This window comes from Aerosakkonema funiforme FACHB-1375, assembly GCF_014696265.1.
In the GTDB taxonomy this organism is placed as follows: Bacteria; Cyanobacteriota; Cyanobacteriia; order Cyanobacteriales; family Aerosakkonemataceae; genus Aerosakkonema; species Aerosakkonema funiforme_A.
Map to the genome: position 1 here is coordinate 51,466 of NZ_JACJPW010000028.1, position 12,386 is coordinate 63,851.

Below are 12,386 nucleotides of genomic sequence, written 5' to 3' on the forward strand. Positions count from 1 at the left end.
CTTTTTAATGACGTCTTCCAGGAAAATCGTATAGTTAGCTATTTTGCTTAACTCACAACTATTGAAAATCTGCCTTGCGGGAGATCGTTGCTGGACAATTAGTATCATAACTTTATCAAAATACGTAATTATACTTACTGTATAGTTAAGAAGTCTTCTCAAGTATTACCTCATTAGCTTAAAAAAGGCTTGTATCCAGCAGATTAGGCTTGGAATACTTAGTTAAACCGCTAAAGCTCCATGAAAAGCAAATTTTGTATATTAAAACACATTTACTCAGCAGTAGATCGAAAAATCCGACAGCGAGAATGCCCGCTCGCAAAAACATAGCTGACGAGGCAGAGTAGAATTGTCAATAAAGATGCGATCGAAACAAAAGGCTCACTGGACGGATAAGTTGCACAATAAAATCAGGATCGCAAGCTGTATATCCCGTTAATAGTATTTAAGTAGTTCACTCTTTTAACGTTTGTGACCGATCGGCTTTCTAAGAAAATACATTCGCTGTTGCTTGCAGCCAGAAACCAGGAGACGCTGGGTAAACTTACCCAGATCGTAGCTCTGGTTTGGCAAAAACCTGTTTTGACTGGTAGCTTACTCATTGCGGGTTTGCTGCTGGGAGTCAGACAACTCGAAGTTTTGCAACCTTTAGAGCTAGTGGAATTCGACCGCGCTACCCAATTTCAACCCGAACTCGAACCAGATCCGCGAATTTTAGTCATCGGAATTACAGAGTCAGATTTGCAAGCCCAAAAGCGATCGCCTGTGTCCGATCGAACCGTCGCTACCCTCCTAGCAAAGCTGCAATCCTATCAGCCAAAGGTAATTGGTTTAGATTTGTATCGGGATTTGCCCCAACCACCCGGTCATGCAGAACTGTTGAAGCAGTTGCAAGCGCCTAACATCATCGCGATCTCCAAGCTGGAGAGTAACGATAGCAGAAATGTGCCGCCTCCACCAGGCGTGCCAAAAGAACGAATAGGGTTTAATGACTTAGTTCTCGATCCGGATGGAGTAATACGCCGGAATTTAATGTATGCCTATACAAAAGCAGATAAATTTTACTCGTTTTCTCTGCGAGTAAGCCTTAGCTATTTAAAAGATAAAAATCTTGACTTTAAGGTTTATTCTAACTCGCTCCAATTAGGTCAAAAAACTTTTTTACGTTTAAAACCTTATTCGGGTGGATATCAAAACATTGGTGCCCAAGGATATCAAATACTGTTGAATTATCGAGGCAGAAAAGTAGCAAGGCAGGTAAATTTAACCCAAGTTTTGAACGGCTCTATCCAAAAAGAGTGGGTGAAAGATAAAGTCGTACTGATCGGCACAACAGCACCGAGCGAAAAAGACCTTTTCTTTACTCCCTACAATGCGATCGACAGACAAGAAGCCGCTATGCCTGGGGTGCTAGTCCACGGTCAAATGGTAAGCCAAATCCTCAGTACCGTCTTAGACGATCGACCTTTATTTTGGTTCTGGCCTCAGTGGGCAGAAGCTTTATGGATATGGGGTTGGTCGCTAGTAGGAGGAATTTTAGTGTGGCGCTTTCGCCATCCACTATCATTAGCAATAGCTGCAACTGTAGCAGTAGCAGGATTGTTTGTTGTTTGGTTTATCTGCTTTACTCATGCAGTATGGATACCCTTCCTAGTGCCGACACTGGCATTGGTAACGACTGGCGGCACGAGCGGAATTTATAAATTATTCTACAATGCTTTTTACGATCCTTTGACGGGTCTACCAAACCGAGATTTATTCTTGAAGGAATTGCAAAAATCCATCGATCGCAGCAAAAGCCAGGTTAATTACTTATTTGCAGTCATCTTCCTGGATCTCGATCAATTCAAAATATTTAATGAAGGTTTAGGACACCAAGCTGGAGACGAAATATTACGTATCATCACCCAAAGGTTAAAGGCCATTCTCCATGCTAAATATACAGTTGCACGGATTGGAGGAGACGAATTTGCTATTTTGCTCGCAGATATTAGCAATATCGATTTAGTAACTCTCGTTACTGACAAAATCCAAAAAAAACTGTATTCACCCTTTAATTTAAAGGGACAAGAAATATTTATAACTGCTAGCTTTGGTATTGCTTTTAATCAAACCGGGCACAATTATAAACCAGAAGAATTGCTGCGAGATGCCCACACAGCTATGTATCGCGCCAAAGCATTGGGTAAAGCACGCTATGAAGTTTTTTCTGTAGGTATGCGTACCCAAGTTGTCAGCCGCTTGCAGTTAGAAAATGACTTGCGTCGAGCGATTGCTTCTGCAATAGAAGGAAACAGTCAAGAGTTAAGCGTCCACTACCAGCCGATCGTATCTTTAGAAACTGGGAAAATCGCAGGCTTTGAAGCCCTAGTGCGTTGGCAAAATTCCCAAGGCAAATTCATTTCCCCAGTAGAGTTTATTCCCGTAGCGGAAGAAACTGGTTTAATTGTTACCTTGGGTGAGTGGATATTGGAACAATCTTGTCGCCAGCTGCGTATTTGGCAACAGCAATTTACCATGCAACCAGAATTAACAATCAGCGTCAATCTTTCTAGCCAACAGTTTGCTCAACCAGATTTAATAGAAAGAATCGAACAAATCCTCAAAAAAATAGGACTAAACGGCCATAGTTTAAAACTAGAAATCACAGAAAGTATGGCCATGAAAGATGTTGATTCTACCATTGCAAAAATCTTACGTTTAAAAGCTTTAAACCTCAAATTCAGCATTGATGATTTCGGTACTGGTTACTCATCTTTGAGCTATTTACATCGCTTTCCTGTAGACACATTAAAAGTCGATCGTTCCTTTGTCAGTCGCATGGAAGAAACGACTGAAGATGCCGCGATCGTTCAAACTATCGTCATGCTCAGTCATATTTTAGGTATGGATGTAATTGCCGAGGGGATAGAAACAGCATCGCAAATGGAAAAACTGCGGATATTGCAATGCGAATACGGGCAAGGCTATTTCTTTTCTAAACCCTTGCACGCTGAGGCAGCAACCGCTTTGCTTAGCCAATATACTAATTCAGTTTAATGTTTCTTTTATCAACAAATCTTACTCCCTTCCCACTGTAAAATTATCGATCGCAAGTTACCTGTTTTTGTTTTCTCCCCCACTCCCCCACTCCCCCCATGCAATACATATTCTTTGAGTGGGAAAGGAGTAATGGACTGGCTCTCTATAAGGGAGCATCATCCAATGCTGCAATACCAGCATCGGAATCCTGAAAGCTGGAGAGAACTATTTCAGTTTGCACAATTTGTTGTTTTATCCATCCAGAAAACAAGTCAGAAATAATTTTACTGCGTACCGTAGCGTCTAACTTCGGTTGAATTACTTCTTCAACAAAAATCAGGTGCGCTCCTTTAGAAGTCACTACTGGCTTGATAAGTTGGGGCGGAGTAGCTGCGAAGACGGCAGCAGAAATCTCCGGTTTTAAATCGCTGCGGCGCAGTGTACCCCGATATCCTCCACAGCGGCGCAACTCTTTGTCATGGAGATATTGGCAGGCAACTTCATGGAAACTCATTTCATCTTCCCCAATAGCATAAAAAAGTTCCATTGCCAAATCTTCATCATCTAAAATTACTTCGTACATGACGACCTGAGCGTAATTGAGTAGATTCTCCACAAAGAATGGTTCGACTTTATCTGCGAACAGATGTTCGGCTAACTTTGAAGAAGTGACGCTAAAATAAGCTATTTCTTCTAAGTCGTCTAGAGATAGGCTATGTTTTTGCAACCATGCCAGGGTTTGGTCAGTGCGTCTGAGGTTGTTTGCCAACCGGATGTTGTCTGCTGATTTCTGAAGTTCTTCAGGCTCTACTTTGATGCCTAGTTCTTTCGCTTTAGAAGTGATAATTTTGCGGGTAGCGATATTTTCGAGAAATGTGGGTATTTGGCAGGATAGCTTGATTTGACGGATCAAATCTTCGGGGTAGACTGTGATATTTCGCATGATGTACGTCTTTGTAAAATACTTGAAACAAGCACTCAAAGCCAAGCTATACAGACAGGGAATTAAAAAACTTTTTCTAGAGTTGCAGACCGTCTTTTTGTAGTTTCTTAAAGGGATCTAAGATGAAGTCAATGACGCGACGCTGACGAACAATTACTTCTGCGGTTGCTGTTTGACCTGGATTTAGGTCTATGCGTTTGTTTTGGGCTTGAATGTAAGTGCGATCGAGCGTGATTTCCAGTTCGTAAGTTTCCACCGTTCCTCGATCTGTTTGTGTAATCTTGGAGTCGGGTGAAATCCAAGTTAGGCGACCGTCAATAATGCCATAATCTTGGAAAGGATAGGCATCAAATTTAAGTTTGACGGGCATTCCCACGCGCAGAAATCCGCTTTCTGTGCTACTTATATTAGCCCTTAGCACTAGGGGGGCTTCTTCAGGTGCAATTTGCGCGATCGTCTGACCGGGTTGCACTACAGCGCCAGCACGTTCGATCGGCAACTGAAAAATAGTTCCTTCTACTGGCGATCGCAGCACTCGCTGTCCTAACTGAAATTTCAAAGATTCAATCTGACTTTTACTCTGCGCGATTTCAGCGTTGAGTGTTGTTATTTGCACTTGCAAATCTTTCAGTTGTTCTTGACTTTTAAGCACAGCTAATTTACCTGCTTGTAGCAAGCTTTCGTAGCCACTTTGCTGCTCTTTTACGTATGACTGTGCTTGCTCGATCTCGGTCTTAGCTTGATGAAGCATTTTCTCATAGCCGCCCTGCTGTTCTTTCAGCCTTGCTTCGGCTAATTTAATATCAGCATTAGCTTGATGAATCATTTTGTCATAGCTACCTTGCTGCTCTTTTAACCGCGCTTCGGCTAACTTAATTTCAGCATCAGCTTGATGAATCATTTTGTCATAGCTACCTTGCTGCTCTTTCAACCTCGCTTCGGCTAATTTAATCTCAGCTTCAGCTTGCGATCGCAACCGTTCGCTCTCTTCTGCCAACTGTTGTTTTTCTACTACTTTAACTTCCGGAACCACACCTTGCTGCCAAAGTTTCCGGTAGCGCTCCACTTCTGCCATATCCTTTTTATAACGGCTGTCTGCTAAGATGTAGGCCGTTTTAGTTGCGTTGATATTTTGCCGCGCCTCTTCGATTTGAGCTAGTTTTTCCTGTTGTAAAGTATAGGCAGTTTTCTTTGCTTCCAGATTTTCTTGCGCTTCTTGAATTTGAGCTAGTTTTTCCTGTTGCAAAGTATAAGCAGTCTTGCTAGCTGTGAGGTTTGCTTGCGCCTCTTGAATTTGGGCTAGTTTTTCTGCTTGCAATGTATAAGCGGTCTTGTTAGAATTCAGGTTTTGTCGCGCCTGCTCAATTTGCGCTAATTTTTCTAAATTTTGCGCCTCGTTCTGTTGCTCTTGGGCGCGAATTGCAATCAACAATTGGTTTTTAATTAGTTCCAACTGTGCCATCCGATTTTGTTGACCTTCCAATTTCGTTTCGGCTTGCTGAAGGTCGCTGCGGAGTACGTCAGATTCCAATTCCATCAGAACCTGTCCAGCTTTTACCCTTTGCCCTTCTTTGACGCTAACTTGGATGACAGTTCCGGGAACGGCAGCATCTAATCTTTGAGTTGCACCAGAAGGTTCCAGTCGCCCTCTCGCAGTACCAGTTTCATCGACTTTAGAGAGCATTGACCAGGGTAAAACGATGCCAGCAAATACTAGCATCAAATACAGCAATCCCCGCGTCCAAACCTGGGGCAATGTATCGATTAGTTCTTTACTTAAAGGCGACCAATCATCAGCGGGAGATTCAGATATTTCTGGCGATCGATCGCTAATATTTTCCGCCAAAGTTTGGTCGGTGAGGGAATGACCGTTCCGACTGGTAATAGAATCTAGCGTACTTCTTGTGTTTGGCATTGTCGTGTGCGTAAGGGTAAAAATAACTGAATTTAGCCAACGGCAGTTAGCTGTTGCTGATTGAGGTAGAAGTAGTGACCCCGTTTTGCCATTAATCGATCGTGGTCGCCACTTTCAACCAATACCCCTCGATCGAGTACCAAAATTAAGTCAGCATTTCGGACTGTGGAAAGGCGATGAGCGATGATTATGGTTGTTCTGTTTTGGGAAATTTTGCTCATGTTGGTTTGAATGATTCGCTCCGATTCAGCATCCAGGCTGCTGGTAGCTTCATCTAAGATCAGCAAGCGGGGATTTCCTACTAGGGCGCGAGCGATCGCAAGGCGCTGTCTTTGTCCCCCAGAAAGCATTCCGCCGCCTTCGCCGATTTGCGTTTCGTAACCCATCGGCAGGTCTTTAATAAACTGATGTGCCCCTGCTTGTTGGGCTGCTTCAATAATTTCATCCAGCGTCGCTTCTGGGTGTCCTACGCTTATATTTTCGCGAATTGTACCGCCAAAAAGGAATGTATCTTGATCGACAACACCAATCTGAGAACGCAGCGATCGCAGCGACACGCTCGTAATATCGTAACCGTCGATCGAAATCTTTCCTTCTGTGGGCGGATAAAGACCCAAAACTAGCTTGGAAATTGTAGTTTTCCCGGAACCGCTGCGTCCGACTAGGGCGACAGTTTGCCCTGGCTGTGCTTCAAAGCTGATGTTTTCTAGAGTATTGGAATCGCTGTCAGGGTGATAGCGGAAAGTGACTTTATTGAAGTGAATGTGACCGCGAATTGGCGGTAAAGATTGGCGAATTTCGTGTTGTAAATCTTCTTCTGGCTCCGCGTCAAGCACATCGTCGATGCGTTCGACGGAAATGACAACTTCCTGCAATTGATTCCACAATACAATTAGTCGCTGAAACGGACGAATAACGTTACCGAGCAACATATTAAAAGCAACTAATTGCCCGATAGTCAGTTGATTTTGAATCACTTGCCAAGCTCCAAACCAAAGTAATGCTGTGGTTGCCACGGCTTCGATCGTGGAGCTGAAGATGATAATAAAATTGTTGAAAACTTTCCCGGAAAATGTACTTCTAATGGATTTGTTAAACAGTTCTTCCCAATGCCAGCGTACTGTCCGCTCGATCGCCATCGATTTGATAGTGCGAACACCGCCCAGAGCTTCTATCAAGTAGCTATTCTCAGCGTTAGAAGCGCTAAATACTTCTCGCGAGATGCGTTGGAAAACAGGCGTGGCAATCAGCGTCAGTAACAGAAATGGCGGTAAGACTAATAACACCAGCGCTGCCATTCTCCAGCTATACCAAAACATCAATGCCACATAGACGAAGACTGTCAGTAAATCGAGAAAGATTGACAGCGATTCTCCAGTTAGGAAACGTTGAATTTTGCGATTTTCCTGCACGCGGGAGATGATGTCTCCCACATAACGGGACTCAAAAAATCTGAGCGGTAGCCGGAAGGTATGGCTGATAAAACCGATAATTAGTGCTAAATCGACTCGGTTTGCAGTATGGTCGAGAAGATATTGCCGCAGTCCGGTCATCAGGACTCGGAAAAGGCTAAAGATGAGCAAACCAAAGCCTACTGCTGTTAATGTCAGTTCGCTGCGCTGCACTACTACTCGGTCTAATAGCAACTGAGTGAATAAGGGTGTAACTAATCCAAATATCTGAATAAAGATGGAAGCAGTTAACACTTCCAACAGCACTAGCCAGTGGGGTTTTAGTAATTCAAAGAATCGCCAGAAAGGTTGGCTGGATTCATCGACTTCTTTGAGGAAAGGTGTGGGTTGCAATAATAATAAGTAGCCAGTCCAACCAGCTTTGAATTCTGCATGGGTGAGGTTGCGTTGACCGATCGCGGGGTCTGCAACGATAACGCGATCGCGAGTTACTTTGTAGACTACGATGTAGTGTTTCCCTTCCCAGTGAGCTATGGCAGGCAAGCTTTGTTTGGCAAGTTTGTCAAGGCTGGCTTTTACAGGTCTGGTAGAAAATCCGATACTTTCTGCTGCTGCTGCTAAACTTCGTAAAGAGGCACCGTTGCGATCGACATTGGCAAGATCCCGCACTCTATTGATGCTGAAACGCTTACCCCAGTAGCGACCGATCGTTACCAGACACGCAGCACCGCAGTCAGACGCACTTTGCTGTTTAAAAAACGGATAGCGTCTGGTAAAACCTTGCCACAATTGACCAGCTGCTACTGTTGGACTGGGAAAGTAAGCTTTAGCGATCGATTTTGGATTTTGGATTTTGGATTTTGGATTGGGGGGTTGGCGATTTTGGATTTTGGATTTTGGACTGAATTTTTCTTTGCTCCTGTGCGCCTCTGCGCCTCTGTTCCTCGGCTGCTCTACTCGTGCTGGGGGGGTTTCCTCTCCTATCAATTGAGTTAATTGCGGCAAGCTAGAGAGCGCTTTTTCCCAATCGGAATCGGTGAGGATATGAAGTTCGGTTGGTTGAGTTACCTGCCAATTGCGATCTTTATCTTTACTCAATTGGGAAGGTGCGTAGATGCTTCCGGGGGTGAGTTTTTGGCCTGAAGAATGTAGGAGTTCGCCACGGTGGAGGAACCAAAGTTTGCAATCTTTGAATAGGGGTGCGGGGAGTTTTCCCACATCGAGGTTATGCTGTTCCAAAAGCGATAGCACTTCGATCGCTTCCCCACCGGGAAAATCCCGAAGGGAACCACTTTGTTTGCACAACAGCAACAAATCCCAAACTACAGCCTTACGGTAAAGATGTTCTCGGATATGCGGATATTTCTGAATGAGGCTTTGCAGAAATTCGCCAGGAAGATAACAAAGTGTGAGGTTGATGGAAGCTCTCGCAGCATAAGGCTGAAAGTCTTCTTCCCCAAAGAGAGTTAGCTCGCCAAATGATGCGCCTGTTTGGAGTGTAGCGATTAAGTTATCGTCGCGATCGAGCAATCTAACTTTACCAGCAAGGACTGCATATATACCTACTGTCGCGTCTGCTGCCTGCCAAAACAATTTTCCTGCTGTTGGTTCTCTTAGCTCAAAAAGCTGGAAATATTGGGAAAGTTCTGATTCCGGAATTGCCTGAAAGAGGCTTTGGCGGAGTTGTTGAGTTATATCTTGTTTGGAAAATCCTGATGGCTGTTGAACCATAGCTTTCTCAAATATTTAAGTAGGTCTATTTAGTGGTTTCGATGATATTAAAGGGTGAAAAAAAATCTGGTACTGAAGTAGGCTGTAAATCGTGGATGGTAATGCCAAATTTCTTAGTTGTGGGGAAATCGGTTGTTACTTTTTCCGGTTTCGATCGCGTGGATAGTCCCATTTGCTTGAGCAGGCGGTTAATGTGGCGATCGCTGACCGCAATCCCCAATTCTTTGGCTAAATGTTTCCCCAACCATTGCGCTGTCCAGCGCTCAAATGAATAGCCATACTCGCGGGGACTGTGATTCAGCAATTCTTTTAAGCGATCGAGATATTGAGTATTGATAGTCTTGGGACGACCGATGGGTTGCTCGTTCCATTGGTGCGCTTTGCCTTCTCGTGCGATCGCAATCCAGTACCGTGCTGTTTCTTGAGTACATCCCAGCTCTGCACATATTTGCGTTTGCGATTTACCTTCATCTGCCAAAAGGATGATTTCTATGCGACGGCGGTACTCCGGTCGTAACTCCGTTTCCATACTTTTGAGTAAAAGCTTTCTTTGAAAAGGTGTCAAAAGTTGAACCTGACTTGCCAAAGTAATTCCTCCTTTCTCGATTTCGTTCATTTGTCTAATTCCCGCTGTTTTCAACTTTTAAGTGTTATATGACAAACAGAAACAAGGAAAAATCCTTGTTTTCTCCCAAAACTGAAAAAAATTTGACCTAAGCTTAATTTTCCTGGCTCAGGTTAGTACAATTCTCGGCTTCGATGCTTATTGCTTAGCTGGAAGGTTCGATCCCTTCCCCAATCGATCTGGTACTAACTAACCAAAATTCCGTATTTTTTGTCTAACTTGTGGGCGCTTCCTTACCTGTTAAGCTTAATATTCCTCCTTATATAGTTTTCTGTTAATGCAGCTTATCTTACAAAAACCCAAAAATATTTCTACCTAAATGGGTATAACAATATCGTTAATTAACCCGAAAATTAATGTAATATTATATACAAATATTTTTTATTTTAGAGTAAAACTAAGTACTCTGCTCTGGCAACCTTTCTCACCTTCTTTATGGACAAAGCTCAAACCTGAGAGTACCGAAATAAGCGCAGGGCAAAATTAAATGTATTAAAGATCACAATTATTCCAGTCAGATCGGCATCTATCTTCATATAATCTTTATATTTGCAGTGGTATTTTAAAGTTTTTGTAAAGCAGCAATTCAAGAAAGCACCCATCCAAATAAGCTTAAACGTGTAAATTTAACTACCTTGTACTCATCAACAAATAAGCAAAAAGTTCTGTATGCTGCTATATACCGTCATTTTTTTGGCAAGCAATTGCTGTGGCGAGCGCTACCTCATCTAATTTGTGCCCTAAATACATAAATACTTACATAACCCTCTGCTATTCAGTCAATTAGCCCTTACTTTAGTGCCAGCTTAGAAAGACATAATTCAGGTAGTTATGTGTTTTAGTTAAAAAAGACCTAATTCAGGCAATTACGTCAAATAGCAACGCTGTTAAGGCATGGTTAAATCAGCCACGAGAAAGATAGAAAAGTAATTCTTATTTTTCCTAAGATAGAGATAATTTTAAAAATCTTCCTATATCAATAAGACGCGATCCTAAAGATAGATACTAATTGCCATTAAAAAACGACATAATACCCTAACTTAGATACAAAAAATAGTCTGAAAAAGATTGACACGCCTGGTTTAAGTTCGTTATCAATGTAATTAAGAACGGGACAAGAAACAGTCAAGTTCTTCAAGCAAAGCAATTTTGTCTGATTCACTTATTACTCATCAAGGAGAACAAACAATGTCTGACATCAAAATTACCGACCTGTTGGCTGGATCTGAATTCTTTGCTGATGATGAAAGCTTTATGAATGATTTGGCTGAAGAAGAACTCACCGTTTGGGGTGGTGGCGGCTTGCTCGACAATAGCATTAGCGGTATTAGCGGCGAAGAGAGCATCCTTAATAGCCTTGAGATTAGCAAAAGCGTAGTTAGCGTTACTGGCGACGTTAGCATCTCTACCTGAAGCTGCTAGGAGATTGTTTGCGCCCACTCTTTAATTCGCCGAATACTATTTTGACCGACTAGGGTTTGGAACATGAAATTCATGTTTTAACCCTAGTTGTTGAGTAGAGGATGAAAAACGAAAATGAACTCATTTCTATTAAGTTCTCAAAATGTTTTTGAGTATTTAACTCGGTTTGCCATTTGCTCTCAGTCAGACCGGGATTTGAGCAAAGTTGAGCTAAAGGTTGCCAAAAACTTTAATTTGTTACTGAGTTTGCCAGACGATCGCAAACTTCTGGTTAAGCAAGAGCGCTATAACAAAGAAGGGAAAACTGCGGGCGAATTTTTCAACGAATGGCGGATGCAGGAGTTTTTACAACAATCTCCAGAACTCAGCTACCTCCGTCCGCTACTTCCGGAGGTGCTAAATTTTGATGCAGAAAACGCAATTATTGTTTTCAACTACCTAAATGACTATCGCGATCTAGCAAAGTTCTACGCCAAGGAGAAGGTTTTTCCGACAGCGATCGCATCTGCAATTGGAGCCATTATAGCAGCGATCCATCGCGCTACTCTAGATCGTCAGGATTATCGGGACTTCTTCACGCAAAATCGCCAAGGAGTAGCCAGTTATAGAATTACGGACAGTGTGCGGAAGTTGGATCGAATTACCCCGGAAATTTTCGGTCAAGTACCCGCAGACGGAATCAAATTCTTCACCCTCTACCAGCGTTATGAAAGTTTAAGAACGGCTATTGCAGAACTTATTGCCTCTTACGAACCTTGCTGTCTCACTCATAACGACTTAAAGTTGAACAACATATTACTGCACGACGATTGGGAGCAAGCCCTCTTAAAAGCAGAACCATCAGAAAGCAGCATCGTTCGACTGATAGATTGGGAACGCTGTAACTGGGGAGACCCTGCGCTTGACTTAGGTACGATCATCGCCAGCTACTTACAAATCTGGCTGATTAGCTTAGTTGTAAGTAAAGCAATTGAGATGGAAGAATCTCTCCGCATGGCGATGATACCACTCGAACAAATCCAACCTTCAATTGCTGCTTTGGTTAGTGCTTATTTCGGTAACTTTCCAGAAATTAGAGAGCGTCGTCCCGATTTCTTAAAGAGAGTCATGCAGTTTGCCGGTATTGGCTTGATTACGCAAATTCAGTCTCAGATACAGTACCAAAAAACTTTTGGCAATACGGGTATTTGTACGCTTCAGGTTGCCAAGGGTTTACTTTCCCGTCCGGAACAGTCAATGGCGACTGTTTTTGGCAATGCGGCATCTGAAATAACTGGTTTCATTCCTGCGATCGCTTGAGTCTTTCTAGTGAAATTA

Annotated in this window: 7 protein-coding genes; 3 read left to right on the plus strand and 4 right to left on the minus strand. The window is 42.9% G+C overall.

Features of this window, described 5'->3' with window-relative positions; translation table 11 throughout:
• Positions 1–471: 471 nt before the first annotated feature.
• Entirely contained in the window at positions 472–3,039 is a 2,568-nt protein-coding gene (locus H6G03_RS12790; protein ID WP_190464756.1) for an EAL domain-containing protein, read from the plus strand.
• 145 nt (positions 3,040–3,184) lie between these two features.
• On the opposite strand, the gene H6G03_RS12795 is transcribed toward H6G03_RS12790, so the two are convergent.
• From H6G03_RS12795 to H6G03_RS12810, 4 genes are all read right to left on the minus strand, one after another.
• Entirely contained in the window at positions 3,185–3,964 is a 780-nt protein-coding gene (locus H6G03_RS12795) for a peptidylprolyl isomerase (protein ID WP_199315272.1), read from the minus strand.
• 76 nt (positions 3,965–4,040) lie between these two features.
• Entirely contained in the window at positions 4,041–5,879 is a 1,839-nt protein-coding gene (locus H6G03_RS12800; protein WP_190464757.1) for an HlyD family efflux transporter periplasmic adaptor subunit, read from the minus strand.
• A gap of 32 nt (positions 5,880–5,911) precedes the next feature.
• Positions 5,912–9,022: a peptidase domain-containing ABC transporter gene (locus H6G03_RS12805; RefSeq protein WP_190464758.1), complete on the minus strand. Its 3,111-nt coding sequence runs from the start codon at positions 9,020–9,022 to the stop codon at positions 5,912–5,914.
• 25 nt (positions 9,023–9,047) lie between these two features.
• Positions 9,048–9,638, minus strand: a complete 591-nt coding sequence (locus H6G03_RS12810; protein ID WP_190464759.1) for a helix-turn-helix domain-containing protein — start codon at positions 9,636–9,638, stop codon at positions 9,048–9,050.
• Positions 9,639–10,835: 1,197 nt separating this feature from the next.
• On the opposite strand from H6G03_RS12810, the gene H6G03_RS12815 reads away from it, so the two are divergent.
• Complete coding sequence (locus H6G03_RS12815; RefSeq protein ID WP_190464760.1) at positions 10,836–11,060, plus strand: hypothetical protein; 225 nt, start codon at positions 10,836–10,838, stop codon at positions 11,058–11,060.
• Between the two features lie 123 nt (positions 11,061–11,183).
• Positions 11,184–12,368 carry a phosphotransferase gene (locus H6G03_RS12820; RefSeq protein WP_190464761.1) on the plus strand — a complete coding sequence of 395 codons (1,185 nt, stop codon included), beginning with the start codon at positions 11,184–11,186 and terminating at the stop codon, positions 12,366–12,368.
• The last annotated feature ends 18 nt before the right edge of the window (positions 12,369–12,386 follow it).

What these genes read in the sequence shown, in the direction of transcription:
- H6G03_RS12795 (WP_199315272.1), bottom strand. Translation starts at nt 3,964, where the DNA reads ATGCGAAATATCACAGTCTACCCCGAAGATTTGATCCGTCAAATCAAG.
- H6G03_RS12800 (WP_190464757.1), bottom strand. Translation starts at nt 5,879, where the DNA reads ATGCCAAACACAAGAAGTACGCTAGATTCTATTACCAGTCGGAACGGT.
- H6G03_RS12805 (WP_190464758.1), bottom strand. Translation starts at nt 9,022, where the DNA reads ATGGTTCAACAGCCATCAGGATTTTCCAAACAAGATATAACTCAACAA.
- H6G03_RS12810 (WP_190464759.1), bottom strand. Translation starts at nt 9,638, where the DNA reads ATGAACGAAATCGAGAAAGGAGGAATTACTTTGGCAAGTCAGGTTCAA.
- H6G03_RS12815 (WP_190464760.1), top strand. Translation starts at nt 10,836, where the DNA reads ATGTCTGACATCAAAATTACCGACCTGTTGGCTGGATCTGAATTCTTT.
- H6G03_RS12820 (WP_190464761.1), top strand. Translation starts at nt 11,184, where the DNA reads ATGAACTCATTTCTATTAAGTTCTCAAAATGTTTTTGAGTATTTAACT.